Raw genomic sequence first — 24,967 nt, 5'->3', positions numbered from 1 at the left:
GCGTCAGAGGTGTATAAGAGACAGGGGCAAGGCCGCCGATCTGCGCACTGTCGAGATCGGTGGCGGACCGGTTGAGGCGGCGCGGGTTGCGGCGGAGCTGTTGGCGCGTGCCTTCGCCATGCCGAAGAGCAGCTGACATGGATTGGGGCGGGCTCTTGCGCCGCGGGCTTCTGGAGTTGCGGCTGAAGCCGGCAGAGTTCTGGGCGCTCACCCCGGTGGAGCTGATGGTGATGCTCGGCCTGGAAGGCGCGGCGCCGCCACTGACACGGGCCCGGCTGGCCGAGCTGGCCGAGGCCTTCCCAGACAGACCAAAGGAATGATGCGATGGCAGACATGGACGGGGCCGATGCCCTGGAGGCGCAGGTGGACGCGCTTGAAAGCGCCTTTACCGGAGCCGCGCAGATGGCGGCGGCTTTTGATAGTGAACTGATGCGGATGCAATCGAGCCTGACCGTGACGCAGGCCAATGTCGGTCAGCTCTCGAGCCAGATCGGGCGCGGGCTGCGCAAGGCGTTCGACGGGTTGATCTTTGACGGCATGCGGCTTTCGGAGGCGCTGCGCACGGTTGCAGAGTCGATGATCAACGCAACCTACAACGCCGCGATGAAGCCCATCACCAACCACTTCGGCAGCCTGATCGGGCAGGGGGTGGAGAGTTTCATCACCGGGGGTCTGGCCTTCGAAAAGGGCGGGAGTTTTTCGCAGGGGCGGGTGCAGCCTTTCGCGCGGGGCGGCGTGGTGTCTTCGCCTACGTACTTCCCGATGCGCAACGGGCACGGCCTGATGGGAGAAGCCGGGCCCGAGGCGATCATGCCGCTGGCACGCGGCGCCGATGGCTCGCTGGGCGTGAAGACGCAAGGGGCGGGCGCGCGACCGATCAACGTGGTCATGAACATCTCGACGCCGGACGTGCGCGGTTTTGAGCGGAGCCGGGCCCAGGTGGCCGCGCAGATGACGCGCGCGCTTTCGCAGGGGCAGCGCAACCGCTGACGGCACGACCGAGAGCAGCAATTGGAAGGATGGAGTGATGGGATTTCACGAGGTGCGATTCCCGGCGAGCTTGAGCTTTGGCTCGGTGGGCGGGCCGGAGCGGCGAACGGAGATCGTGACGCTGGCGAACGGCTACGAGGAACGCAACACCCCCTGGGCGCATTCGCGCCGCCGGTATGACGCGGGCTTGGGCATGCGCTCGCTGGATGACGTGGAAACGCTGTTGGCTTTCTTCGAGGCGCGCCGGGGCCAGCTCTACGGGTTTCGCTGGAAAGACTGGTCAGATTACAAGACCGGAAAGGCGAGCGGCACGCCGGATTGGCGGGACGAGGTGATCGCCACCGGCGACGGCGTGACACGGAGCTTTCAGCTCTCGAAGTCCTACAGCTCGGGCGGGGCCTCCTATACCCGCCCGATCACCAAGCCGGTGGCCGGATCCGTCACCGCCGGGATCGAGGGCACCTATTATCGCGAGGGGCTGCACTTCGAGGTCGATGCCACGACGGGCATCATTACCTTCGAGGATGCGCCATCGATCGGCTTCTCAGTGACGGCCGGGTTTGAATTTGACGTGCCGGTGCGCTTCGACACCGATCGCATCCAGACTAGCGTGGCCAGCTTCAAGGCGGGTGACGTTCCGACGGTGCCGGTGGTGGAGTTGCGGCTGTGAGTGGGGCGGAGGCTACGGAAGCGGCAGAGGCGCTTCATGCGCATCTGGGCGGCGGCATCACGACGGTGTGCAGGTGCTGGTCCGTGACGCGGGCCGAGGGCGAGGTGCTGGGCTTCACCGATCATGATGAGAGCCTCTCGTTCGATGGTATCTCCTTTCGGGCGAACACGGGCCTGACTGCCAAGGCCCTGGTGCAGGGCACCGGGCTGTCGGTGGACAACACCGAGGCCTTGGGTGCCCTGATGAGCGAGGCGATCACCGAGGAAGATCTTCAGGCCGGTCGCTATGACGGTGCGGAGGTGCGCGCGTGGATGGTCAACTGGACCGATCCTTCAGCCCGACTGTTGTTGTTTCGCGGAACGATTGGCGAGGTTTCGCGGTCGAACGGCGCCTTCGAGGCAGAGCTGCGGGGGCTGACCGAAACGCTCAACCAGCCGCAGGGGCGGGTTTATCAGCCGCAGTGCTCTGCCGTGCTGGGGGACGGAATGTGCCGGTTTGACCTGACTGCCCCCGGATACGCGGCGGAAGTGCCGGCTGAGGCCGTGGATGACGGGCGGGTGTTTCGGTTTGAGGGCATGGATGAGTTTGACCTGCGGTGGTTCGAACGCGGCAGGCTGCGCGTTTTGACCGGGGAGTCGGCCGGTCTGGTTGGGATCATCAAGAACGACACGCTCTCCAACAGTGGCCGGGTGGTGGAGCTGTGGCAGAAACTGCCGGGGCAGATCGCGGCGGGTGACATCGTTCGACTGGAAGCGGGATGTGACAAGCGCGAAGAGACCTGTCGACTGAGGTTTGACAATTTCCTGAACTTCAGGGGCTTTCCACATATCCCGGGCGAGGACTGGCTGATGAGCTACCCCAAACGCAGCGGTCAGAACGAAGGGGGAAGCAAGTTTGGGAGCCGCTTGTTCGCCGGTCTGGGAGGCACTCTGGATGGATAAGCGGGAGAGCTGCGGGCCACATCGAGCCGTTGCGGAAGCACGGCGGTGGGTCGGAACGCCCTACCGCCATCAGGCCTCTTGCCGGGGTGCCGGCTGCGACTGCCTCGGGCTTCTGCGGGGGATCTGGCGCGACCTGTGGGGGTGCGAGCCGGAGCCGGTTCCGGCCTATAGCCGCGACTGGTCGGAGACGTCGCGCGAAGAGGTGCTCTGGGCGGCTGCGCGGCGGCATCTGCGTGAGAAGGCGGCGAGTGAGGCGCCCGCCCCTGGTGACGTGGTTCTCTTCCGGATGCGGAGCGGCGCGGTCGCCAAGCATCTGGGCATTCAGGCGCGCGTCGGCGGCAATGCCTCATTTATCCATGCATTTTCCGGCCACGGAGTGGTGGAAAGCTCGTTTACCCGGGCCTGGGAGCGGCGCGTGGTGGCGAGGTTCGAATTTCCCGAAGGGGGTAACTGATGGCAACGATTGTACTTTCCGCTGCGGGGGCTGCGCTTGGCTCGACCTTTGGGGGCACCTTTCTGGGGCTTTCCGGCGCTGTCATTGGCCGCGCGATCGGGGCCACCTTGGGGCGGGTCATCGACCAGCGTCTGATGGGGCAGGGGAGCCAGGTTGTTGAAACCGGCAAGGTGGAGCGCTTCCGCGTTACCGGCGCAAGCGAGGGTGCTCCGATCGGGCAGCTCTACGGGCGGATGCGCATTGGCGGGCAGGTGATCTGGGCGACCCAATTCAAGGAAACGGTGCGCGACGAGAGCACGGGCGGCAAGGGGGCCCCCAGCGGACCGACGGTGCGCAGCTACTCCTATTCGATCAGCCTGGCGGTAGCCCTTTGCGAGGGGGAAATCAGCCGGGTTGGGCGCGTTTGGGCAGATGGGGTCGAACTTGCTCCGGACGATCTGAACATGCGTGTCTACACCGGTAGCGAGGAGCAGCTTCCGGACCCGAAGATGGAGGCCATCGAGGGGGCAGGGCGCGTTCCGGCGTATCGGGGCGTGGCCTATGTCGTGATCGAGGATCTCGAGTTGGGTGATTTCGGCAACCGGGTGCCTCAGCTTTCGTTCGAGGTTGTGCGCCCGGTCGGCGAGGAGGTCGATACCCCGGAGGCCCGAAGCCTGAGCCGGGTCGTGCAGGCGGTGGCCCTCGTTCCGGGCACCGGGGAATACGCATTGGCAACGACGCCAGTTCATTACGATTTCGGGCTGGGTGAGACCCAATCGGCCAATGTGAACAACCCGACCGGGCAAACGGATTTCGCGCTGTCCATCGGCACCCTTGACGAAGAGCTTCCCGCCTGCGGCTCGGTCTCGCTCGTGGTCAGTTGGTTTGGAGATGATCTGCGCTGCGGGACCTGTCAGATCAGGCCCAAGGTGGAACAGGCGGACTTTGATGGAAAACCGATGGCATGGCGTGTCAGCGATGAAACGCGCGCCACGGCGGGGCTGACGCCTCAGAACGAGGACGGACGACCGATTTATGGCGGAACACCGGCTGACGAGGCCGTTGTGGAAGCGATCACCGCGCTGCGGGACTCCGGCCAGGAGTTGGTTTTCTACCCGTTCATCCTGATGGATCAGCTTGAAGGCAACGGGCTCCCGGACCCGTGGAGCGGTGCAGGCGATCAACCGAAACTGCCTTGGCGCGGACGGATCACGCAATCGGTGGCTGCCGGGCGCGCCGGCTCGCCGGACGGGACGGCAGCCGCCGATGCCGAAGTGGCCGACTTCTTCGGCAGTGCCTCCGCTTTGGACTTCAGCGTAAACGGAACGCGTGTGAGCTATGCGGGGCCGAACGAGTGGTCGTTCCGGCGGTTTATTCTGCACTACGCTCATCTCTGCGTTGCCGCGGGCGGCGTGGATGCGTTTTGCCTCGGCTCCGAGATGCGCGGCCTGACCCAGATCCGGGGCGCGGCCGGGTTTCCGGCGGTTGCTGCAATGCAGGATCTTGCGAGCGAGTTGCGCGACATTCTCGGGCCGGCGTGCAAGATTGGCTACGCGGCAGACTGGAGTGAGTACTTCGGCTATCATCCACAGGACGGTTCAGGCGATGTCTATTTTCATCTCGACCCGCTCTGGGCGGATGCCAGCATCGATTTCATTGGAATCGATAATTACATGCCGCTCTCGGATTGGCGGGACGGTGATGACCATGCCGACGTTGCGGCTGGCGCCATCTATAACCTCGACTATCTGAAAGCCAACGTTGCGGGCGGCGAGGGCTTTGACTGGTACTATGCCCACGATGCGGCGCGCGACGCACAGGTGCGCACTCCAATTGCCGATGTGGCACATGGAGAAAACTGGGTCTTCCGTTACAAGGATCTGAAGGGCTGGTGGCAGAACACGCATCATGAGCGGATCGGAGGGGTGCGGCAGGCGACGCCGACTGCGTGGCTCCCCGAAGCCAAGCCCATATGGTTCACCGAGTTGGGCTGCGCGGCGCTGGACAAGGGCACCAACCAGCCAAACAAGTTTCTGGATGCGAAGAGCTCCGAGAGCGGGCTGCCACATTACTCGGACGGCACACGCGACGACCTGATCCAGGCCCAGTACCTTCGCGCGATGACGGCGCATTTCGAGGATCCGGCGCAAAACCCTGTCTCCTCAGAGTACGGGGGGACAATGGTGGATATGAGCCGGGCGCATGTCTGGGCCTGGGATGCGCGACCGTTCCCCTATTTTCCGGCAGCCCTGGATATTTGGAGCGACGGGGAGAACTACGCGAGGGGGCATTGGCTCAACGGTCGCGTGACCACCGAGGCGCTGCCCGCGGTTGTTGCCGAAATATGTCTCCGGTCCGGCCTCGCCCTGGATGCGCTCGACTTGCGCTCACTGTTCGGTTTGGTTCGCGGCTACACGATCACGGAGCTGTCTGGCGCGCGCTCCGCCTTGCAACCGTTGATGCTGGCCTTCGGGTTCGATGCCGTGGAGCGCGAAGGGCAGCTGCGTTTTGAGAGCCGCACTGGCCGCAGCGACGCTGAGATCAGCCGCGATACGCTCGCGGTGACCCAGGATCTGGACGCGGACATCACGCTTGTTCGTGCGCCTTCTGCCGAGACCGCCGGAAAAGTGCGTTTGAACTACGTCGAGAACAACGGAGCCTATGAGGCGCGCGCTGTAGAGGCAATCTTTCCGGATGAGGAGAGCTTCGCGGTGTCACAGTCGGAGTTGCCTCTGGCCCTCACGCAAGCCGAGGCGAAGGGGATCGTTGAGCGGTGGCTTTCGGAAAGCCGGGTGGCGCGGGATACAGCTCGCTTTGCCCTGCCTCCGTCCATGCTCTCCATCGGGGCCGGCGATGTGGTCACCCTGCCGACCGAGGGGCGAATGGCCCATTACAGGGTGGATCGGGTGGAGCAGGCGGCCAGCCAGATCATCGACGCGGTCCGGGTGGAACCCAACATCTACAAGCCCAGTGACGCGATCGAGGATCCTGCGACCATCGAGCCATTCGTGCCACCTCTTCCCGTCTTTCCGCTCTTCCTTGATCTCCCGCTGTTGACCGGAGACGAAGTGGAGCATGCGCCTCATGTCGCGGCCACGGCGCGGCCCTGGCACGGCACCGTCGCGGTATATGGGTCATCTACCGGTCTCGACTACGAGTTGAACCGTTTGATCTCCGCGCGGGCGACAATAGGCGTGACGGAGACGGCACTCGCGCGGGGGCGTCCCGGCCTGTGGGAGCGGGGCGTGCCGCTCAGGGTGAGGCTCAGTGCGGGCGCACTCTCTTCGGCGTCAGAAGCACAGGTTCTGTCCGGTGCCAACGCCATGGCCATCGGCGATGGGAGCGCGGGCAACTGGGAGATCTTCCAGTTTGCGAACGCAGAGCTGATCGCCGGCAACACCTACGAGTTGAGCATGCGTTTGCGGGGACAGCTGGGCAGTGATGCCCTGATGCCGGATGAATGGCCCGTCGGCAGCCTCGTGGTCTTGCTGAACGGGAGCCTTGGGCAGATCGAACTGGCCAGCTCCTCCCGACGCCTTTCCCGCAGTTACCGGATTGGCCCGGCTGGTCGGCCCTACACTGATCCGTCCTACGTGGAGCGGCAGGAGGCCTTTGACGGCAACGGCCTGAGGCCCTACGCGCCCGTCCATCTTTCCGGTCGCAAGGACGAGGCCGGTGATCTTCACCTCAGCTGGATCCGCCGGACGCGGATTGATGGAGATGGCTGGGAGGTTTCAGAGGTGCCCCTGGGCGAGGTGAGCGAGGCATATCTGCTTCGGGTCGTCCACTCCGGTGCCGTCAAGCGCGAAGTTTCATTGGACACCCCGGCGTGGGCCTACACAGCCGCCTTGCAGAGCGCAGACGGGGTGACAGGGGCTTTCGAAGTTCATGTTGCACAGGTTTCCGAGCGTTTCGGGCCTGGGCTTTTTGGAAAGGTAGACATCCATGAATGAGACAACCCAGCTTAAGTTGCCCATGGTTCAGGCCAGCCAGGCGCAGAAGCACGTGACGGTGAACGCCGCCCTGATGCGCCTCGACGGGTTGGCGCAGCTGCGACTTCAGTCCGTTTCGACATCCGTTCCGCCCACCGTCGTGGTAGATGGAGAGTGCTGGTTTGTGCCTGCGGGGGCCGTCAACGGATGGGCGGGGCAGTCGGGGCAGATTGCCATTGGCGACAACGGTGGCTGGGTTTTTCTGCTGCCGCAGGTCGGCTGGCGGGCCTGGATTGTGGACACCGCGACGGATGCGCTCTGGGATGGGACCGAGTGGCAACCGCCTTTGATGGCCGCCAGCCCCTCCGGTGCGGCATCTCGGATGGCGCTCCTGGAGTTTGACCATGTGATCTCGGCGGGTGCGACCAATACGACCGCGACGCAGATTCCAGCCAACGCGATGGTCTTTGCCGTCTCGGCCCGGGTGCTGACTGCGATCACCGGATCCCTTACGAGCTGGACCCTTGGGATCGAGGGCTCCGAGAGCCAGTTCGGCTCGGGCCTTGGCCTTGGGCAGGGGTCTTACTGCACCGGCATGCTGGGTACGCCTACCACGTGGTACTCCGCCGGTGCTCTGAAGCTGTCTGCTGTTGGCGGTGACTTCGCCGGTGGCGCCATCCGGTTGGCGGCACACTATTACACGATCGACCTGCCAGGCCTTTGATGCGTCCGCTTCACCACAGCGATGTTTGCGAGGTGGTGCGGGTCTTGCTGCCGTTGCCGGCCAGTACCAGGCGCGTTGCGCTGTTGCGCTTCATAGCGTCCGCCGATGCTGCCGACAGATTTAGAGAGGTTACCGGGCGGGCGCACGCGCAGTGGGGCGACGGCACCCTTGCCGCCGCTGTTGCGCGGTATCCGCGTGACCCTGCGCGTACGTTTGAAGACCTGGACTACGCCCAGTGTTGGGCGATGGTGCTGGATGCGGTGGCAAGGTATCGGACCGGGCGGGGGCTGGCGATTTAGGGCCTAGCTCCCAGCGCAGGAAATACACAATGCCACGGCCGGGTCGTGTTCGATCCGCGCCAAAGCAATGGATTCTCCGCACTCTGCACAATAGCCGTACTCGCCCTCTTTGATACGCACCAGTGCTGCCCTTACCCGGCGTTCCTCGCCTGCGCGCAGTCTGCTGGCGGCCTGAGCCATGGCCTGGGACTGCAGGGCATCCATGCGGCTGAGGCGACCGACGGCCTGCTGATCGAGTTTCACCACTTGCTTGCCCGCCCGCCCCAGCGCCTCACCGGCCGCGATTTCGTCCAGCCGTGCCAGAAGACGCGTCTTGAAGCCTTGTTGCTTCGCTTCACTCATCATCTTCGGTTTTCCTCCCCATTATCCTTTGCAATTGGTCAAGCTGGCCTATCTGGGCTAGAAGGCTAGCAGGATGCGCAAGGACATGGCCATGGCCCAGACAAAGAGTAAGCTGAGCGAAGTCGATCCAGTATGGGACAGGATCATCCGTGAAGGCGAAGAGGCCATCAGCCTCGAGCCGCTTCTTGGCGGGCTCATGCATTCCTGCGTATTGCACCACAAGTCAATGGAGCAGGCGCTGGCGTTTCGTATCTCGATGAAGCTGACGTCCGGCGAGATGTCGGAACAACTCCTCCGCGAAATTGCAGATGAGGCCTACGCTTCCGACCCGGAGATCGGCCAGGCTGCCCGAGCGGACCTCGTCGCCGTTTATGAGCGTGATCCGGCCTGCCATCGTTTCCTTCAACCCCTGATGTACTTCAAGGGATACCAGGCGGTGCAGGCCTATCGCATTGGCCATTGGCTGTGGACACAGGGTCGGCAGGACATGGCGTATTTCTTCCAGATGCGCATTTCCGAAACTTTCGGTGTCGATATCCATCCAGCCTGCCGCGTCGGACGTGGCATCTTTCTCGACCATGCCCATTCCATCGTTTTCGGTGAAACCGCCGTGGTCGGGAACAATGTTTCCATCCTTCACTCGGTTACGCTCGGTGGCACGGGCAAGGAGGATGAAGATCGCCATCCGAAGATTGGTGATGGCGTGCTGATCGGTGCCGGCGCCAAGGTGCTTGGCAATATCAAGGTTGGCTGTTGCTCGCGCATTGCCGCTGGCTCGGTTGTGCTGCATGACGTGCCGCCCGAAAGCACCGTGGCGGGCGTGCCGGCGAAAATCGTCGGCAAGGCGGGCTGCTCACAGCCCTCCGTCTCGATGAACCAGCTTCTGGGCGGGGCCGACTGAGGCACGCGCGCAGCGAGGGGCGAAGTCAGAACACCGCGTCGAACACGTCCTCGCCGAAGTCGATCAGCTTGCCGCCGGTCTTGGTGATCTTGCGGGCGATCTTCTCGGCGGTGTTGCCCATCTCGACGGCCTTCTTGGCGCCGAACTTGCCGATCTTGGCTGCGGTCTTCCCGGCAACCTTCATGACCCGGACCAGCTTGTCGACGATACGGTCGACAAAATCCAGCAGCACGCCCACGAGGGTCTTCGCGTTTCCAAGGACCTTGGTGAGGGTGGCGCTGACACGACCCTTGATGAGCCGGGCGATATCGCCGATCTCGCTCGCGGTCGATTTCACGATGGAGACGATGGCGGAATGGATCTTGCCTGCGATGTTCGCTACGCCCCCAAGGGCATATGCGAGGGCCTTGTAGGCGGCGCTCTCTGCGAGCACCTCTTTGACGACAGCCTCGACCTCGGCATAGGTGGGTGGTTTCATGGATAAAGTCTCTTTTTCTAAAATGATTGCAGCAGCGTAGCCCGAAACTGCTCTCTCGCAAAATAATGAATCCTGAGTGGCGGTTGGTCACAACAAGGTGAGGTTGCGATCTGCTGTTGCGGGGTGCGCGTTTACAGGGTGACCTCATGCAGGAGCAACCGATGACCTTCTCGCCCCTACCGCGCCCCGCCACTTTCGCCCTCACCCTCGTGGCCGTCGGGCTGGGTGGCGGTGCCGGCGCGCAGGAGTTGGTGCAAAGCCTGGCGTCTGAAGCGAATGCGCTGAAGGTCTATCGCTGGCAGAACCGCCCGGTGCTCCTGTTCGCGGACAACCCAGAGGACGCTCAGTATCGCATAGCGGTGGAGGCCCTTCGCGGCGCTTTTGATGGGCTGGCTGAGCGCGACATCGTGGTCCTGACCGACACCGACCCCGCCAGCCCATCGGCCCTGCGCACCCGCCTCGCGCCAATGGGCTTTGCCATGTATCTCGTTGGCAAGGATGGCGGCATCAAGCTGAGATCCGACACGCCGATTCGGGTGGAGACACTGTTCGAAACGATCGACAGCATGCCGATGCGACAGCGTGAGATGCGCGAAGACTAGGCTTCGTGCGTGGCAACATCGGGGCGCGGCTTAGCGGCACTTTCATCTGCGAAAAGACCATGGGCCGCCGTGGGGTTCTCACCCGTCACCAGCACGGTTTTGCCGCCCGCGCTCGCGGCATCCCGCAGGGCTTCCATCGAATTCGTATGTGCGAAGAAATCCAGAACAGCCGTTGCCGGAACGCCCGTCTCTCCCACGAAATCCTGTAGCGCGGCAGCGTTGCCTTTGGCGATGATTTCCCGGAATCCGGCATAGCCCTCAGCCTTGAGGATCATGGCGTCCTTTGAGGCTTCCGCCTCCAGGATAGCCTTGATCTTGACCGCCTCGCCCTCGTTCTGTGCGGCTTCCCGCAACCGACGCGAGGCTAGGACCTTGTCGAACGCCTTGCGCAACTCGTCGGAAGGTTGGGGGTCATCGACCAAGACGTTCTCGATGCTGTATCCATAGCCGCTCAACTGTTCGGAGAGCGTGCTTGCCACATCTTCCTCGAACCTGTCTTTTGAAGAGAACAATTCGGCAAACTCCATCCCGGCTGCCGTGGAGCGCACCTGGTTGACGATGTAGGAGGTCAGCTGGCGCTCGGGATCCTCGAGGCGGTAGTAGGCATCGTTCGCACGCGCCTCGGTTGCTGCGTACTGCACCCGGATCGGCACGATCACGAAGGCGTTGTCACTCGATTTTACCGAGACGTCCTGCCCGACTTCCTGGATTTTCAGAGAGAAGTTCGGCGTGGCGATCTGGATTGGGTAGGGAAGCTTGAAGGACAGGCCGGCAGCGCGGGTGCCGCTGTATCGCCCAAAGGTCTCGATGAACCGAACATGTTGCTGCTTGGTGATGACGGTGCAGGCAACGGTCAGAAGGACCAGCACAATAACCAGCGGAATGGCAACAACCATCAGTTCGACCATAAAGGCTCCAAAAAATGTGGCGTTCCTACCCTTTAGATAGGAACGCCAACCATATCATGCCAGCATGACCATGGGGTTTTCGAGGTTATCCGTCAGCGCTTTGAGGAATTCAGCCCCAAGCGCCCCGTCGATCACCCGGTGATCGACCGAGAGCGTAACGCTCATGACCGTCGCCACAGTCAGTTCGCCATCGTCACCCACCACGGGCTTCTTCACGCCGGAACCCACAGCGAGGATTGCACCGTGCGGCGGGTTGATGACGGCGTCGAAGTTGTCGATGCCGAACATGCCGAGATTGGAGATGGCGAATGTGCCGCCCTGGTACTCATGCGGCGCCAGCTTGCGGTCGCGGGCACGAGTGGCCAGGTCTTTCATCTCTGCGGACAGAGCCGAGAGCGACTTGGTGTCGGCGTCTTTCAGAACGGGGGTAAAAAGCCCGCCCTCGATGGCCACGGCGACTGCCACATCCGAGGGCTTCAGCTTCAGCACCCGGTCTCCGGCCCAGACCGCATTGCAGTCGGGCACAGACTGGAGCGCAAGGGCACAGGCTTTGATGATAAAATCGTTGACCGAAAGCTTCACACCCCGGCCTTCCAACTGTTTGTTCAGCTGGCTCCGGAACTTCAGCAGCGCGTCGAGCTTGATGTCGCGCCGCAGGTAGAAGTGCGGAATGGTCTGCTTGGCCTCGGTGAGACGCGCAGCAATTGTCTTGCGCATCCCGTCGAGCTTGACCTCCTCGTACTCCCGGCCCTCGTACATCTTGGCGATGGCATCGGCAGAGGGGCCCGCCGGGGCAGGGGCGGCAGCCGGGGCAGGGGCCTTGGCCTCTTCCTTGGCAGGCGCAGCGCCGGGCTTGGCGCTTTCCACATCGGCCTTCACGATCCGCCCCTTGGGGCCGGAGCCCTTGATGGCGGTCAGGTCGATGCCCTTCTCCTTGGCGATCCGGCGCGCAAGCGGCGAGGCGAACACGCGTTCGCCATCCTTCTCGGGGGCCGCCGGGGCCTTCACGTCGGACTTCTCGACCGCGCCGGAGGACGTCGAAGCAGGCTCACCGGAGCGTTCCTGCTTCTCGGGCTCAGCCGCTGTCTCCTCTTTCGCGGCACCGCCGCCAGAGGAGACAGCACCGATATCATCGGCGCTTTCACCCTCTTCGAGCAGGACCGCGATGGGGGTGTTCACCGCCACGCCCTCGGTGCCTTCCTCGACGAGAATCTTGCCGATAGTGCCCTCGTCAACGGCTTCGAACTCCATCGTCGCCTTGTCGGTTTCGATCTCGGCCAACAGGTCGCCGGACGAGACGGTATCGCCTTCCTTCACCAGCCATTTCGCAAGGGTGCCCTGCTCCATGGTGGGCGAGAGGGCGGGCATCAGAACTTCGGTGGGCATCGCTCTCTCTCCTTACCGGTATGTCACTTTTTTCACCGCCTCGATCACCTCGTCGGTGGTCACCAGCGCGTGCTTCTCAAGGTTGGCCGCGTAGGGCATGGGCACATCCTTGCCGGTGCAGTTGATAACCGGAGCGTCGAGATAATCGAACGCCTCCTGCATCAGCACCGCCGAGATGTGGTTGCCGATCGAGCAGACCGGGAAGCCCTCTTCGATGGTCACGCAGCGGTTGGTCTTCATGACCGATTTGATCACCGTTGCGGTATCCATCGGGCGCAGCGTGCGCAGGTCGACCACCTCGGCGCTTATCCCGTCTTCTGCAAGTTTTTCAGCGGCTTCCAGCGCATATTGCATGCCAATGCCAAAGCTGACCAAGGTCACATCCGTGCCCTCGCGCCAGATCTTCGCCTTGCCGAAGGGAATGGTGAAGTCATCCAGCTTGGGCACATCGAAGCTGCGCCCGTAGAGGATTTCGTTCTCCAGGAAGATCACCGGGTTCGGGTCGCGGATGGCGGTCTTCATCAGGCCTTTGTAGTCGGCTGCCGAGTAGGGCATCACAACCTTGAGGCCGGGCACCTGGGCATACCAGGCGGCGTAGTCATGGCTGTGCTGGGCGGCGACGCGGGCGGCGGCGCCATTGGGGCCGCGGAAGACCATCGGCGCGCCCATCTGGCCGCCCGACATGTACAGCGTCTTGGCCGCCGAGTTGATGATCTGGTCGATCGCCTGCATGGCGAAGTTGAAGGTCATGAACTCGACAATCGGGCGCAGGCTGCCAAAGGCCGCGCCAACGGCGATGCCGGCAAAGCCGTGCTCGGTGATCGGCGTGTCGATCACCCGCTTGGGGCCGAACTCGTCGAGCAGCCCCTGGCTGACCTTGTAGGCACCCTGGTATTCGGCCACCTCCTCACCCATCAGGAAAACCGTCTCGTCGCTGCGCATTTCCTCGGCCATGGCATCGCGCAGGGCCTCACGGACGGTGGTTTGCACCATCTCGGTGCCTTCGGGCCAGTCGGGCGAACTGTCGACCATGAGCTCCGTCGGCGCCTCGGCCTCGGGCTTGGCAGCCGCGGGGGCAGAGGGCTTTTCCTCGGCCGCTTCCTCGGCGCCCGCACTTTCACCACCGCTGGACGAAACAGTCTCAGCGGCAGAGGCATCCTCGCCTTCTTCAAGGATCACGGCGATCGGCGTGTTCACTTTCACGCCCTCGGTGCCCTCGGAGACGAGGATCTTGCCGATCACGCCTTCATCCACGGCCTCGAATTCCATCGTGGCCTTGTCGGTTTCAATCTCGGCCAGGATATCGCCGGACGACACGGTGTCGCCCTCCTTCACCAGCCATTTTGCAAGCGTGCCTTCCTCCATCGTCGGGGAAAGCGCGGGCATGAGCAGTTCAGTTGCCATTTGTCAGTCCTCCCCTCAGGCTTCCTGCGGCGCCACGTCGGCGTAGATGTCCGTCCAGAGCTCCTCGAGCGCGGGCTCGGGGCTCTCCTTGGCGAATTCGGCGCTTTCGTTGACGATTTCCTTTGTCTCCTTGTCGATGGCCTTGAGGTCGTCCTCGGTGGCGTGCTTACCCTCCAGCAACATCGCCCGGACGCGCTCAATCGGGTCGCGCTCCTCGCGCATCTTTTGCACTTCTTCGCGGGTGCGATACTTGGCCGGGTCCGACATGGAGTGGCCGCGATACCGGTATGTTTTGACTTCCAGAATGTAGGGGCCTTCACCGCTGCGGCAGTGCTCCACGGCCTTCTCGCCAGCGGCCTTGACGGCCAGCACGTCCATCCCATCGACGATCTCGCCGGGGATGCCGAAGGGAGTGCCACGGGTGTGGATGTCTTCGGTGGAGGTGGAGCGGTTCTGCGAGGTGCCCATGGCGTACTGGTTGTTCTCGATGACGAAGATCACCGGCAGCTTCCAGAGCGCGGCCATGTTGAATGTCTCGTAGACCTGGCCCTGGTTGGCCGCGCCGTCCCCGAAGTAGGTAAAGGTTACGCCGCCGTTTTCGAGATACTTGTCGGCAAAGGCGAGGCCCGCGCCGAGCGGCACCTGTGCACCGACGATGCCGTGGCCGCCGTAGAAATGCTTCTCCTTGGAGAACATGTGCATCGAGCCGCCCTTGCCCTTGGAGTAGCCGCCCTCGCGGCCCGTGAGCTCGGCCATGACGCCCTTAGGGTCCATCCCGCAGGCCAGCATGTGGCCGTGGTCGCGGTAGGAGGTGATGCGCTTGTCACCCTCCTTCGCCGCAGCTTCCAGCCCCACCACCACGGCTTCCTGGCCGATGTAGAGGTGGCAGAAGCCGCCGATCAGGCCCATGCCATAGAGCTGGCCGGCTTTTTCCTCGAAGCGACGGATGAGCAGCATGTCCTTGTAGTAGGCCAGCAGCTCTTCCTTGGATGTGTTGGATTTTGCGGGTGTCTTTCTGGTGGTCTTCCGAGCCGCCATGGCAGCCTCTCCTCCCCGAGTCAGAAATTAGTTTAACGTTGAACCATGTCTTATCATCGCCCTACGGGGGATGCACATGAAATTTTAACGCAGGAGGAGCAGGCGGTGTTCCGCCTGTGTTGACAGGGAGTTAACGTCCGGAGCGGAGGTGGATGGAACGCGGGCGGGGGCGCACCGCGCGATGCCGCAGCGCAGAGACGAGCTCAGCGAATGACGATCTCGTCGGCGCGGATCAGCCCCAGTACGTCGCGCGCCTGCTGGTCGAGCAGGTCGAGGTCGAGGTAGTCGTCCGACATGCGGTGCGTCTTGTTGCGCAACACCGCCACCTCGGTCTTGAGGCGATCGCGCTCTGCCTGAAGCTCGCTCGCTTCGGCCTCGATCTCGATGCGGCGGAACAGGCCATAATCGCCCTGAACGGCAGCGAAGGTGAAATAGAGCCCGAGCGACAGCGTCAGGGCGAAATAGATCACCACACCGAAAGCCGGTCGTCTGCGGGAAAAGTTCATACCCTCGTGCCTCGTTTGCGCGGGCCTCTTTGCGGGCCTCGTCCACGCAGATTTGCACGAATGCGGCGCCAAGTGAATCCCCTAATGAACCGGCGCGACGAAATTATCACCCGTGCTGTGGCAATTTCGTTAACGCGCCGGGCAGGGGCGGGCGGCGAGGCTCACCCGGCGATCGAGGCCGCGTGGATTGCCCCGATCGCGTCGCCGAGGGTGGTGTTGAACTCGCTGTCGGATTGCCCATCGGAGAGCCCCTCGGTCAGCGCGCGGGAGAAGCTGGCCACCATGCCGGTGTTCTGGGCCAGCTTCGCATTGGCTTCGTCGCGCGAATAGCCGCCCGAGAGGGCTACCACCTTCAGCACGCGCGGATGATCGACCAGCGGCTTGTAGAGGTTGGCCTCCTCGGGGAGGGTCAGCTTGAGCATGATGTCGGAGGTGGTGGGCAGGACATCGAGCCGCTTGGCGATTTCGGCCAGCAACAGCGCCTCCGCCTCGGCCTTGTCGGGCGCGTTGATATTCACCTCGGGCTCCAGGATCGGGACGAGGCCGTGCTCGACAACCTGCGCGCCGAGTTCGAACTGCTGGGCCACATTTGCGGCGATGCCCTCCGCGTTGGCGGCGTGGATCACCGAGCGCTCCTTGGTGCCGAAAATGCCCTTCTCGACAGCGCGCGTGAGCAACTCCGAGAGGCCGGGGATGGGCTTCATCAGCTGCACGCCGTTCGCCTCTTCCTCGAGGCCCTTGTCGATTTTCAGGAAGGGGACAACACCGCGCTCTTCCCACAGGAACCGGGCCGCGGGCTTGTCGGCGATATCGCGGTCCATGGTCTTCTCGAACAGGATCGCCCCGATCACCTTGTCGCCGGTGAAGGCGGGCGCGGTGGCGATGCGCGAGCGCATGTCGTGGATCAGGTCGAACATCTCGTCATCGGTGCCGTAGCGGCTTTCGTCCACGCCGTAGAGCTTGAGCGCCTTGGGAGTGGAACCGCCCGACTGGTCGAGCGCGGCGATGAAGCCTTGTCCCGCGGCGATCTTCTGTTTCTGCTCGGCGTTCGGCATGGGTCGTCCCTCGTGATTGACGTTTGTGCAGAGGGATAGCGGGGGCCGCGAGGGAAGGCAAAGGTGGTTGCGCTAACGTCCCGGTTGAAGCCGCGGCTAACCGAACGCGGCGTTTTGTGCTATAATGTCACCTGACATTCCTTAGGCGGTAGAGGAGGGCGTTCCATGGCGAATGGTAGCCACGAGCCGGAAGCGTTTTTCGAACAGGTCGAAGGCATCCTCAAGGAGACCGAGCGCTACTTCGCCGAAGCCGCGCTGGGGCCGCTGGCCGTGGGGCTGCGCGCGCCGGCGAAGGGCTGTATCGATGCGATCCGCGAAGAGATGAGCGAAGCGCTGGCGCTGGCCGAGGGCGATGACGAGGCCCGCGCCACGATGCTGCGCGGCCTGGCCCTGGCGGGCACCTCGCCGCTTCTGGCGCTGGCCCTGTCGCAACTGGGCGACGAGCTGGAAGATGTAGACTGGTCCAAGGTGCTCTCCACCGCGGTGGACTGGATCGTGACGGCCCTCAAGAAGATTGTGGAGCTTCTGGGAGACGGCAAGCTCAAGACGGTGTTGAAAGACCTCACCATTCTGCTGCCCCAGCTCAAGACACTGATCGACAGCGGTCCTGACAAGGTCGACGAACTCACCTTGGACGTTGAGGAACTGGAGGCCAAGGTCGAGCGCTTCCTGCATCAGGTGCTGGGCAAGCCGCTGGTGAAGGTGGACGACAAGAAGGGGGCAGAGCGCATTCCGCCAGTGGACGGGCCGGTGGAAGAGCCAGAGTTGAGCGGATCGGTGCTATGGTTCCTGTGGGATATCGAGCGCAAGCTCGAATATCTCTGGGCTCGCGTCCATGGCGGCGATTTCCCTCGCGCCGGGGCCGACAAGCTGATCACCGATCCGCGCGATGACACCGAGAACCGGGGCAACTCGATCGGGAAGGAACTCGATGATCTGCGCCTTCAGATCGACTGCCTGACCAAGCTGCTCGGGCGCACGCTCTACAACACCGAATGGGATTGCCTTGGCAGCATCGCCCCGCCGCCGCCCGCCCCGCCCGAGGGCGAGCTGCACCCGGTTGGGCCAGACGGGCTGCGCCACGAGCGGGCGATCCCGCCGGTGTCGATCAAGGACGAGATCCACGAGTTGGAGCGCCTGATTGTCTGGATCATCAACATCTTCCACCCGCCTGAATGGCCGCCCGAATGGCCACCGGGCTGGCCCCCGCCCGAGGAACCGCCCGAAGATCCGGTGATCCTGGCCGATCTGAAGCGGATAATGGTCTATGAAGAGGGCGTTTTCGAAGCCAGGCCTGGCAATGATGAAGAGACCGTCGAGGTGCGATCTGCCGCGTTCGACCTTGCCGGGTGGGTCGATCTGACCGAGCTGGTGGATGGCCAGGCCGTTGCGGTGGAGATGCACGTGCTGTTGCCCGGCGGGGTGCGGCGGCTCTATCGGCAGGGGCTCTTCAGCGGCGCTGCGCAGGCGGGCCTCTACGCGCTTGGAGATATCATCGGCCCCAATATCGTGGTCGGGAACGCCATTGATATCGTGATGCGCCAAACCTCCGGCCCGCCACTCGACGTGCCTTATCAGTTCGTCATCGAAACCCAGCGGGTGCGGCGTTAACCCCCCAGCGCTGCCACGCCGGGCAGGGTCTTACCCTCCATCCACTCAAGGAACGCGCCCCCGGCGGTGGAGATATAGGTGAACTGGTAACTGGCCTTGGCGTTGTTCAGCGCGGCCACGGTATCGCCGCCGCCGGCCACGGTGATCAGCTCGCCCTTGTCGGTCAGCGCCCCGGCCTGGCGGGCGGCGGCATAGGTGGCGGCGCCGAAGGGCATGATCTCGAAGGCGCCGAGCGGGCCGTTCCAGATGAGGGTTTCGCTTTCGTCGAAGACCTTGCAGATGTTGGCCACGGTCTTCGGCCCGGCATCGAGGATCATGCCCTCGCTCGGACACTCCTCGGCGGGGCAGACCTTATGCGGGGCGCGGGCCTTGAATTCCTCAGCCACGACCACGTCCACCGGCAGGTGGATCTGGCAGCCGGAGGTTTTGGCTTTTTCGAGAATTTCCAATGCGGTGCCGGTCATCTCGGCTTCGGCGAGGCTCTGGCCGATCTCATGGCCCTGTGCGAGCAGGAAAGTGTTGGCCATACCGCCACCGATGATCAGGTGATCGACCTTGTCGAGCAGGTTGGAGAGCAGGGTGATCTTGGTGGACACCTTCGCGCCGCCCACCACGGCGGCGACCGGGCGGATCGGGTCGCCAAGCGCGCCTTCGAGCGCTTCCAGCTCTTCCTGCATGTTCCGGCCCACGCAGCTGGGCAGCAGGTGGGCGACGCCCTCGGTGGAGGCATGGGCGCGGTGGGCCGCGGAGAAGGCATCGTTGCAGTAGATGTCTCCCAGAGCGGCCAACTCCTTGGCAAACTCCGGGTCGTTGGCCTCTTCGCCAGGGAAGAAGCGCATGTTTTCAAGCAGAAGCACCTGGCCCTCGGAGAGCGTGGCCACGGCGGCATCCCAGCCGCCATCGGCGAAGGCAACCTTTTGGCCGAGCGCCTCGGAGAGCGCGGGCAGGGTGACCTCCAGCGACATTTCTGGCACCACCTTGCCCTTGGGGCGCCCGAAGTGGGCCAGCAGGATCGGCTTGCCGCCCTTGGCGAGAATGTCCTTCACGGTGGGAACGATCCGGTCGATCCTTGTGGTATCGGTCACCTTGCCATCGTCCACGGGCACGTTGATATCGACCCGCACCAGCACGCGCTTGCCTTTCAAGTCCATGTCATCAAGGGTTTTCCAGGCCATCACCACCTCCATCTGTTGTCTTGTTCTCGCCGGTTTGAACGGCAGGGTCAACGCGGGGCTTTCCCTTTCAGGATGCGGCGCATAGGGTGCGCGCGACTTATGACCGAGGAGGCGAGAATGGCCGAAATCAAAGACCCCGAAAACACAATCCTGATCGAGCTCGAAGGCGGCACCGTGACCGTCGAGCTGCTGCCTGACGTGGCCCCGCAGCATTCAGCTCGGATGAAGGAGCTGGCCCGCGCCGGGGCCTATGACAACGTGGTGTTTCACCGTGTGATCGAGGGCTTCATGGCCCAGACGGGGGACGTGGCCCACGGCAAGGCGGGCGGTGATACCCGGCGCGCGGGCACCGGCGGCTCCGATCTGCCCAACGTGCCGGCGGAGTTCAACAAGCTGCCGTTCGATCGCGGCGTTCTTGGCGCGGCGCGCAGCCAGAACCCCGACAGCGCGAACAGCCAGTTTTTCATCTGTTTTGATGATGTTCACTTTCTCAACGGCAATTACACCGTCTATGGCCGGGTGATCGACGGGATGGAGCATGTGGATGCGATCCCGCGTGGCGAGCCGCCTGCGAACCCGGGCGTGATGAAGAGCGTGAAGGTGGCGGCCGATGTCTGATGGCAGGGTCTTTGCAGGCGGCATCTTCGCCGTCGGGCTGGCCTTTTTGGCGGCCTTCTTCCTGTTCACCAACGGCACCGTGACAGAGGCCGTGGCGGCGGAAGACACCGACGGGCCGAACATTGCGATCACGGTGGCAGGCAAGGGCGATATCGTGATCGACCTGCGCCCCGATCTGGCGCCCGAGCATGTGGCGCGGATCACCGCGCTGGCCGAGGCCGGGGCCTATGACGGCGTGGTGTTTCATCGGGTGATGGAGGGCTTCATGGCCCAGACCGGTGACGTGCAGTTCGGCAAGGGCGAAGACCTGAGCCGCGCGGGCACCGGCGGCTCGGATCTGCCTGACCTGCCTGCGGAATTCTCCGATGAGCCCTATGTGCGCGGCACTGTGGGCATGGCCCGCACCGCCGATCCGGACAGCGCGAACAGCCAGTTCTTCATCATGTTTGCCCCGGCGGATCATCTGAACGGGGCCTACACGGTTGTGGGCCATGTCATCGAGGGCATGGAGGTGGTTGACCAGATCACCCTTGGCGTGCCCGGCAGCGGTGTGGTGGAAAACCCCGACGTGATGGAGAGCGTCATCCTTCAGGAGTGACCTCAAGCCTGCGTGAGCGGGCTATGTGAGACGATCAGCCCATGGCATCCTTGACCCGAAATAAGGGGGAGGCTGCCATGGGTTTTCTTTTGCGGGCAGGGGTTTGGCTGCTGTTGAGCGCAGGGGCGGCGCTGGCCGACCCGGGCTTCTGGAAGCACGAATGGCCGCGCACGGACTTCTCGAAGACCAGCGTCGAGAGCTGGGTGGAGATCATGTCGGGCGGGCCGGGCAAGGACGGGATACCGGCGCTGTCCGGACCGAGGTTCATCCCAGTGGAGAGGGCGAGGCTGGCCGCGAGGGAGCCGGTGATCACCCTTGAAATCGGTAAGAAGGCGCGGGCTTATCCGCTGCGCTACCTGATCTGGCATGAGATCGTGAACGATCGCTTTCAGGGGGTGCCGGTTGCCGTAACCTATTGCCCGCTCTGCAATTCTGCCCTCGCCTTCGACCGCCGGGTGAGGGGGCAAGTGCTGGAGTTCGGTGTAACCGGAAAGCTGCGGCACTCCGACATGGTGATGTATGATCGCCAGACCGAGAGCTGGTGGCAACAGGCCGTGGGGGAGGCCATCGTGGGCGAGCTGACGGGCACGGAGCTGCGGCAGGTGCCAAGCTGGATGGAGAGCTGGGAAAGCTTTGCAGCCCGCAATCCCAAGGGCCGGGTGATGGCCGAACCGCGCCATGGCAGGCCCTATGGGCGAAACCCCTATGCCGGATACGATCGCTCGAAAAATCCCTTTCTTTTCAATGGTGAAATGCCGCCCCATGGCGTGCCCGCCCTTGCGCGTGTCGTGCGCGTCGGTACCCGCGCCTGGCCTTTGCCCCGGGTGGCGGAGGCTGGCGAGATTCGCGAGGCGGGGGTCGTCATCAGCTGGCGCGCGGGGCAGGCCAGCGCCCTCGACACCGCGGCCATCGCCAAGGGACGGGACGTTGGCAATATCCGCGTGCGCGACGCGCAGGGGCGGGACGTGGCGCATGACCTGATGTTCGCCTTTGCGTTTCACGCGTTTTATCCGGACGGTCAATGGATGATGGGCGAGACGCGTTGATATTTGGTGAACGCGGAGATTTATGTTTCTAGATCAGTATCTTATGTGGGGTTTGCAAAGTTTCCGCGGCGCAGCGATGTGTGGCCTTGATCTGAGTGTTCTAATGAAGCTTTTAATTTTTAAAACATCAGGTTAGGCGCCATTGCTCATGCAAATGGGGTAAATTGATACTACCCCCGCACAACCCATGCACATCCCATGCACAATCCATGCAGCCGGGAATCTGCATCTGCAATGCTGCGCCTGCATTGCAAACCCTCTGCCCGCTTTATCCTGCGCCCGGTTTCAGCCGCCCGCGATCCGTCCCGGCGTGGCGGGGTGATCTGTGCTATACTCGCGCCATTCAAAAAAGGGGGGAGCCAAAATGGCGGAGGAAGCGGACCTGAAGACCGTGGGTTTCGGCGCGCTGTTGTCGAGCGATATCTACAAGGACATCTGTTCCCGGTTTCACGACCGGCATCACATCAATCTGCCATCCCACATCAGCGCAGTGAAGTCGCTGGGCAAGACCTATGGCGTGGGGTTCAAGTTTCAGCCGCGCGACGCGGACCTCTTCGAAGCGGCACTGAAACGAGCCGCGTTCGAGCACGACAACCGAAGGCATTTCTGCGATGCGGTGGCGGCCGGCGCCACGCAGGGGGAGGGTTATCGGGAAATTGGAGTGCCGAGCCTGCATGTGGCTGTGTCGTCGGGGATTTGCAGCGTGCACATCGACACCTTCGGTTTTGTCGCGCTGGGGCCGGACGGTGAGAAAATTTACACTCCCGACGCGCTCCAGCACGTGATCGACGAATTGCTCTGGCAGGATGTTATACTGGGCAAGGTGGCGGAGTATTCACCCTTGGCGGCCAATGCGCTCAGGCGGGTACATTTTGTGGGTCCGAGTTCGCAGAACAATTACCGGCCGCAAGTGGGCGCGCGGTTGAACCTTGTCGACAGGCCGGGGCTGCGGCTTGGGCTGGAGGTGACGCGCGATCTTTCGGGCGAGACGCGGGGCGGGGCGAGTCTTGAGGTGATGACCTTTTAGCCGGATGTTCCAGCCAGGCGGCCGGCGAACTCTGCCAGCAGAGCGTTGAAGCGCGCGGGCTCTTCCCAGAAGGGAGCGTGGCCGGAGTCTTCGAAGACATGCGGTTCGGCGAAAGCGAATGTGGCGGCGCATTCGTCGAAGATCGGGCGCGGCATGATCCGTTCGTGCGCGCCCCAGACGACGAGGCAGGGGCGGGTGGTGGCGCGGGCGGCGGGGCGATAATCGGCGTGGCGCTGGCGGGTCTGGCCGCGAATTTCGGGCGGGCACATCATGTTGAAGCCCATCATGGTGGCGAAGTCGTCCGGCGCGGGCTGCTGGTGGAAGCAGGCGCGCAGGAAGGCCTCGGTGGCGGCGAGGTTTTCGGCCAGCACCTCCGAGAGCATGCCCTTGGCCAGCACCGCGCTGTCGGCCATGCGCAGCTCGCGGGCCTCGGGGGGGATGAACTTGCCGGAGGTGGGGCCGGTGCCGATCATGGCGGTGCCAAAGAGGGCCGCATCGCCGTGCAGCGCGAGGTAGTCGCAGAGCGCCTTGCCGCCCATCGACCAGCCCAGAAGGAGCGGGCGGGTGAGGGCGAGCGCATCGATCACGGCGGCGATGTCACCCGCCCAGGGCTCGGAGCCTGTATAGGCGGAGGCCTCCACCGGCTTGCCGCTGGCACCATGTCCGCGCAGGTCGAAGCCCACCATCCGGAAGCGGGCCAGTTCGGGCGCCGTGAACTGGCGGGCGAAGGAGAGGTGCGACTGTGACCAGCCGTGAACGAAGAGGATCGGCGGCCCCTCGGGCGCGCCGTATTCGGCCACCGAGATCGGGCAGCCGCCGTGGCCCGTGATGACATGGGTGGCGAAAGGGGTGGGCTGGGTGCTCATGCGGCGCATTTGTCAGCAGATGCATGACGGGAGCAAGAATTTTCGCCTGCCGGGCTGGACGGGAAGGGGCGGATCGCTAGGTTGCCCCCGGCGCCGCATAGAAGCGTTTTCCTGCGGCCCGCTCTGAAAGGATACCCCATGTCACAGTCTCAAGGGCTTTTTCGCTCGGCGTTGATCCTCGGCCTGATGTCGATGGTCGGCCCTTTCGCGATCGACATGTATCTGCCCACCATGCCCGCGATCGGCCTGTCGCTGGGCGTGGACGAGGCGGCGATGGGGGCCACGATCATTGCCTACTTCATCGCCTTCGGTCTGGCGCAGCTTGTCTATGGCCCCTGGGCCGACCAGTCCGGGCGGCGGCTGCCGGTTTACTTCGGGCTTGGGCTTTTTGCCCTGGGCTCGGTGGGCGCGGCGATGGCGGGCAGCCTGGAGGCGCTTGTGGGCTGGCGCTTTGTGCAGGGCCTTGGCGGGGCGGCGGTGATGGTGATCCCGCGCGCGATCATCCGTGACCTGCACACCGGGGCGGCGGCGACGAAAATGATGGCGCTGATCATGCTGGTGATATCGGTCTCCCCGATGCTGGCGCCGCTGGCCGGCTCGGGCGTGGCGGCGCTGGCCGGGTGGCGGGCGATCTTCTGGGTGCTGGCGGTCGCGGCCGTGGCCTGCGTGACACTGATGCATTTTGCCCTGCCCGAGACGCTGCCCCCCGAACGCCGGGTGAAGGTGAACGTGAAGGCGCTGAGCCGGGCCTGCGGGGTGCTGCTGCGGGACGTGAAATTCATGGGGCTGACCTTCGTGGGCGGGCTCGGGATGGCGAGTTTCTTCGTGTTCCTCTCGCTGGCACCCTTCGTGTACACGCAGGAGTTCGGCCTCAGCCCCACGGGCTTTTCGCTGGCCTTCGCGGTGAATGCTGCGGGCTTTTTCGGCGCGAGCCAGGTGGCCGGGCCGCTGGCGGAGCGGCTCGGGCTGACCCGGGTGGTGCTGGCCGGTGTCAGCGGGTTTGCCCTGTCGGTCGCGGTGCTCTTCACGGTGGTGGCGACGGGCGGCAGCAGCCTTGGGGTGGTGATGGCCGGGCTCTTCATCGGCAATGCGTTTCTCGGGTTGGTGATTCCGACGACCATGGTGATGGCGCTGGATGACCACGGCGAGATCGCCGGCATGGCCTCCTCCCTCGGGGGCACATTGCAGATGGTGGCCGGTGGGCTGGCGGTGGCGCTGGCGGGGCCGTTCCACGATGACACGGCGGTGCCGATGGTAGGGGCGATCGCGGCCTGCGGACTGGGTGCCGCGACGCTGGCCTGGACAGTTTTGGCCCGGTTGCGACAGCCGGTCTGAGCCGCAGGCGCGCCGGGCGGTCGAAAATCTGGCCCCGGTTAAACCTATTTTAGCACCCTTGCGGCATTTCCGAAGCCAAGAC

26 protein-coding genes are annotated in these 24,967 nt (G+C 63.8%); 16 read left to right on the top strand and 10 right to left on the bottom strand.

Annotated features, from left to right (window positions below; genetic code table 11):
- The first annotated feature begins 137 nt into the window (after window positions 1-137).
- The 8 genes from DYI42_RS10900 to DYI42_RS24735 are packed head-to-tail and all read left to right on the top strand — an operon-like array spanning window position 138 to window position 7,989.
- Window positions 138-320, top strand: coding sequence for a phage tail assembly chaperone (locus DYI42_RS10900; RefSeq protein ID WP_213545966.1), 183 nt, complete (start codon window positions 138-140; stop codon window positions 318-320).
- Window positions 321-324: 4 nt separating this feature from the next.
- A complete protein-coding gene (locus DYI42_RS10895) occupies window positions 325-990 on the top strand; it encodes a phage tail tape measure protein (protein WP_213545965.1) in 666 nt (221 codons plus the stop codon).
- 37 nt (window positions 991-1,027) lie between these two features.
- A complete protein-coding gene (locus DYI42_RS10890; RefSeq protein ID WP_213545964.1) occupies window positions 1,028-1,660 on the top strand; it encodes a DUF2460 domain-containing protein in 633 nt (210 codons plus the stop codon).
- Window positions 1,657-2,601 (top strand): DUF2163 domain-containing protein, encoded by a 945-nt coding sequence (locus tag DYI42_RS10885; protein ID WP_213545963.1) that lies wholly within the window; start codon window positions 1,657-1,659, stop codon window positions 2,599-2,601. The genes DYI42_RS10890 and DYI42_RS10885 overlap by 4 nt, the downstream gene beginning before the upstream one ends.
- Complete coding sequence (locus DYI42_RS10880; protein ID WP_213545962.1) at window positions 2,594-3,055, top strand: NlpC/P60 family protein; 462 nt, start codon at window positions 2,594-2,596, stop codon at window positions 3,053-3,055. The genes DYI42_RS10885 and DYI42_RS10880 overlap by 8 nt, the downstream gene beginning before the upstream one ends.
- Complete coding sequence (locus DYI42_RS10875) at window positions 3,055-6,987, top strand: baseplate multidomain protein megatron (protein ID WP_213545961.1); 3,933 nt, start codon at window positions 3,055-3,057, stop codon at window positions 6,985-6,987. The genes DYI42_RS10880 and DYI42_RS10875 overlap by 1 nt, the downstream gene beginning before the upstream one ends.
- The gene (locus tag DYI42_RS10870; RefSeq protein ID WP_213545960.1) at window positions 6,980-7,690 is read left to right on the top strand and encodes a DUF2793 domain-containing protein; all 711 of its coding nucleotides are present in this window, start codon (window positions 6,980-6,982) and stop codon (window positions 7,688-7,690) included. The genes DYI42_RS10875 and DYI42_RS10870 overlap by 8 nt, the downstream gene beginning before the upstream one ends.
- A complete protein-coding gene (locus DYI42_RS24735) occupies window positions 7,690-7,989 on the top strand; it encodes a DUF7742 family protein (protein ID WP_440870639.1) in 300 nt (99 codons plus the stop codon). Before DYI42_RS10870 ends, DYI42_RS24735 begins: the two co-directional genes overlap by 1 nt.
- A gap of 3 nt (window positions 7,990-7,992) precedes the next feature.
- Here the strand turns inward: DYI42_RS24735 and DYI42_RS10865 are convergent, their stop codons facing one another.
- Window positions 7,993-8,334 (bottom strand): TraR/DksA family transcriptional regulator, encoded by a 342-nt coding sequence (locus tag DYI42_RS10865; RefSeq protein ID WP_342344642.1) that lies wholly within the window; start codon window positions 8,332-8,334, stop codon window positions 7,993-7,995.
- Between the two features lie 88 nt (window positions 8,335-8,422).
- On the opposite strand from DYI42_RS10865, the gene cysE reads away from it, so the two are divergent.
- On the top strand, window positions 8,423-9,232 hold the full coding sequence (cysE, locus tag DYI42_RS10860; RefSeq protein ID WP_213545970.1) for a serine O-acetyltransferase: 810 nt from the start codon (window positions 8,423-8,425) through the stop codon (window positions 9,230-9,232).
- Between the two features lie 25 nt (window positions 9,233-9,257).
- Here cysE and DYI42_RS10855 read toward each other — a convergent pair whose 3' ends face one another.
- Complete coding sequence (locus DYI42_RS10855) at window positions 9,258-9,710, bottom strand: hypothetical protein (RefSeq protein WP_213545959.1); 453 nt, start codon at window positions 9,708-9,710, stop codon at window positions 9,258-9,260.
- A gap of 161 nt (window positions 9,711-9,871) precedes the next feature.
- Between DYI42_RS10855 and DYI42_RS10850 the strand changes: the two genes are divergently transcribed.
- Window positions 9,872-10,312, top strand: coding sequence for a DUF4174 domain-containing protein (locus tag DYI42_RS10850; RefSeq protein ID WP_244867839.1), 441 nt, complete (start codon window positions 9,872-9,874; stop codon window positions 10,310-10,312).
- Here DYI42_RS10850 and DYI42_RS10845 read toward each other — a convergent pair.
- From DYI42_RS10845 to DYI42_RS10820, 6 genes are all read right to left on the bottom strand, one after another.
- Window positions 10,309-11,220 (bottom strand): SPFH domain-containing protein, encoded by a 912-nt coding sequence (locus tag DYI42_RS10845; RefSeq protein WP_213545958.1) that lies wholly within the window; start codon window positions 11,218-11,220, stop codon window positions 10,309-10,311. The two genes, DYI42_RS10850 and DYI42_RS10845, sit on opposite strands and share 4 nt — an antisense overlap.
- Window positions 11,221-11,274: 54 nt before the next feature.
- The gene (locus DYI42_RS10840) at window positions 11,275-12,606 is read right to left on the bottom strand and encodes a pyruvate dehydrogenase complex dihydrolipoamide acetyltransferase (RefSeq protein WP_213545957.1); all 1,332 of its coding nucleotides are present in this window, start codon (window positions 12,604-12,606) and stop codon (window positions 11,275-11,277) included.
- 12 nt (window positions 12,607-12,618) lie between these two features.
- On the bottom strand, window positions 12,619-14,010 hold the full coding sequence (locus tag DYI42_RS10835) for a pyruvate dehydrogenase complex E1 component subunit beta (RefSeq protein WP_213545956.1): 1,392 nt from the start codon (window positions 14,008-14,010) through the stop codon (window positions 12,619-12,621).
- Window positions 14,011-14,025: 15 nt separating this feature from the next.
- Window positions 14,026-15,048, bottom strand: a complete 1,023-nt coding sequence (gene pdhA, locus DYI42_RS10830) for a pyruvate dehydrogenase (acetyl-transferring) E1 component subunit alpha (RefSeq protein WP_213545955.1) — start codon at window positions 15,046-15,048, stop codon at window positions 14,026-14,028.
- A gap of 203 nt (window positions 15,049-15,251) precedes the next feature.
- Window positions 15,252-15,554 carry an FtsB family cell division protein gene (locus tag DYI42_RS10825; RefSeq protein WP_213545954.1) on the bottom strand — a complete coding sequence of 101 codons (303 nt, stop codon included), beginning with the start codon at window positions 15,552-15,554 and terminating at the stop codon, window positions 15,252-15,254.
- 161 nt (window positions 15,555-15,715) lie between these two features.
- Window positions 15,716-16,609: a fructose bisphosphate aldolase gene (locus DYI42_RS10820; protein WP_213545953.1), complete on the bottom strand. Its 894-nt coding sequence runs from the start codon at window positions 16,607-16,609 to the stop codon at window positions 15,716-15,718.
- Between the two features lie 165 nt (window positions 16,610-16,774).
- Here DYI42_RS10820 and DYI42_RS10815 point away from each other — a divergent pair, with 165 nt between their 5' ends.
- Complete coding sequence (locus tag DYI42_RS10815; protein WP_213545952.1) at window positions 16,775-18,220, top strand: hypothetical protein; 1,446 nt, start codon at window positions 16,775-16,777, stop codon at window positions 18,218-18,220.
- Here DYI42_RS10815 and DYI42_RS10810 read toward each other — a convergent pair.
- Window positions 18,217-19,395 carry a phosphoglycerate kinase gene (locus DYI42_RS10810; protein WP_213545951.1) on the bottom strand — a complete coding sequence of 393 codons (1,179 nt, stop codon included), beginning with the start codon at window positions 19,393-19,395 and terminating at the stop codon, window positions 18,217-18,219. The genes DYI42_RS10815 and DYI42_RS10810 overlap by 4 nt on opposite strands.
- Before the next feature lie 117 nt (window positions 19,396-19,512).
- On the opposite strand from DYI42_RS10810, the gene DYI42_RS10805 reads away from it, so the two are divergent.
- From DYI42_RS10805 to DYI42_RS10790, 4 genes are all read left to right on the top strand, one after another.
- Window positions 19,513-20,013 carry a peptidylprolyl isomerase gene (locus DYI42_RS10805; RefSeq protein ID WP_213545950.1) on the top strand — a complete coding sequence of 167 codons (501 nt, stop codon included), beginning with the start codon at window positions 19,513-19,515 and terminating at the stop codon, window positions 20,011-20,013.
- Window positions 20,006-20,611 (top strand): peptidylprolyl isomerase, encoded by a 606-nt coding sequence (locus DYI42_RS10800; protein ID WP_213545949.1) that lies wholly within the window; start codon window positions 20,006-20,008, stop codon window positions 20,609-20,611. Before DYI42_RS10805 ends, DYI42_RS10800 begins: the two co-directional genes overlap by 8 nt.
- A gap of 77 nt (window positions 20,612-20,688) precedes the next feature.
- Window positions 20,689-21,657 carry a DUF3179 domain-containing protein gene (locus DYI42_RS10795; RefSeq protein ID WP_213545948.1) on the top strand — a complete coding sequence of 323 codons (969 nt, stop codon included), beginning with the start codon at window positions 20,689-20,691 and terminating at the stop codon, window positions 21,655-21,657.
- Between the two features lie 364 nt (window positions 21,658-22,021).
- On the top strand, window positions 22,022-22,684 hold the full coding sequence (locus tag DYI42_RS10790; RefSeq protein ID WP_213545947.1) for a hypothetical protein: 663 nt from the start codon (window positions 22,022-22,024) through the stop codon (window positions 22,682-22,684).
- Here DYI42_RS10790 and DYI42_RS10785 read toward each other — a convergent pair.
- Complete coding sequence (locus DYI42_RS10785) at window positions 22,681-23,550, bottom strand: alpha/beta fold hydrolase (protein WP_213545946.1); 870 nt, start codon at window positions 23,548-23,550, stop codon at window positions 22,681-22,683. The two genes, DYI42_RS10790 and DYI42_RS10785, sit on opposite strands and share 4 nt — an antisense overlap.
- 138 nt (window positions 23,551-23,688) lie before the next feature.
- Between DYI42_RS10785 and DYI42_RS10780 the strand changes: the two genes are divergently transcribed.
- Entirely contained in the window at window positions 23,689-24,885 is a 1,197-nt protein-coding gene (locus DYI42_RS10780) for a multidrug effflux MFS transporter (protein WP_213545945.1), read from the top strand.
- The last annotated feature ends 82 nt before the right edge of the window (window positions 24,886-24,967 follow it).

The organism is Vannielia litorea, assembly GCF_018424695.1.
GTDB classification, from domain to species: Bacteria; Pseudomonadota; Alphaproteobacteria; order Rhodobacterales; family Rhodobacteraceae; genus Vannielia; species Vannielia litorea_A.
Note: the sequence above shows the minus strand (reverse complement) of the source record. Positions and strands in the feature narration are given on the sequence as shown.